This window comes from Pedobacter sp. 01N416 (assembly GCF_056399685.1).
In genome coordinates this window covers 1-794 of sequence record NZ_JBFTRT010000977.1, presented here as the reverse complement: position 1 = coordinate 794, position 794 = coordinate 1, and the positions used below count along the sequence as shown (strand labels likewise).

General features: G+C 35.6%; 1 protein-coding gene. It reads right to left on the bottom strand.

Annotated elements, in window-relative coordinates:
* Positions 1-302 precede the first annotated feature (302 nt).
* Positions 303-662 carry a ribosomal maturation YjgA family protein gene (locus AC1DND_RS28775; RefSeq protein ID WP_477586372.1) on the bottom strand — a complete coding sequence of 120 codons (360 nt, stop codon included), beginning with the start codon at positions 660-662 and terminating at the stop codon, positions 303-305.
* Positions 663-794: the final 132 nt, after the last annotated feature.

The window sequence follows — 794 nt, the reverse complement described above, 5'->3', positions numbered from 1 at the left end:
CCCCTCGTTAGCCTCGTTAGTCGGGATTTACAATCCCGTCTTTAGAGCTAAGGATTTTTAATCCTTGAAAATTTGATTCATTAACATAACTGTTAAAGTAGATTGCAAATCTAAAGAACAATAGGTCCGAATTACAAATCCCGACCAACCCTCGTTAGTCGGGTTTTGCAATCCCGTCTTTAGAGCTAAGGATTTTTAATCCTTGAAATTGGATTCATTAACATAACTGTTAAAGTAGATTGCAAACCAAAAGAATAATAGGGCCGGATTACAAATCCTGACCAACGCATGAAATGATTAACTCAATCTTTAAATAATAAACAGATCAGATAACCTACAAAATAAGCGAGCAGGTCGTAAACACTAAAAGAAGTGCCCAATATAGTGCTCATTAATTTGTTGTCTTCCCAACCAAACCAGGTAACATAATTTGCCTTTTGGAGGAACTCAATTACGAAAGAAAAAATTAAGATGCCTAATGCTAACTGCTTATTATTGGTTTTAAGGAAAATCCTCAAAAATGCGTAAATCAAGATAACAACCAATACGTCTCCGCCAAAAGGTCTGATAAAAGCATCGTGAAGGTATTTGCCAATTAAGATTTCCACGATGAGAATCGCGAGAAAAATAAAGAGAAATTTTGAGTTGAACGTTAATTTCATAGCCAAATATATTAACTGAAAATTTCTTTAGTCCGTCATGCTGATCCCCAAGCTTCGGGATCAGCATCTCTTGATTATTAGGACTCTGAAATAAATTCAGAGTGACGACTAGAAAACCAAAAAGCCTCAACC

Bases quoted from the DNA above. Each gene is read 5' to 3' on its own strand.
- AC1DND_RS28775 (WP_477586372.1), bottom strand. From the start codon at position 662: ATGAAATTAACGTTCAACTCAAAATTTCTCTTTATTTTTCTCGCGATT.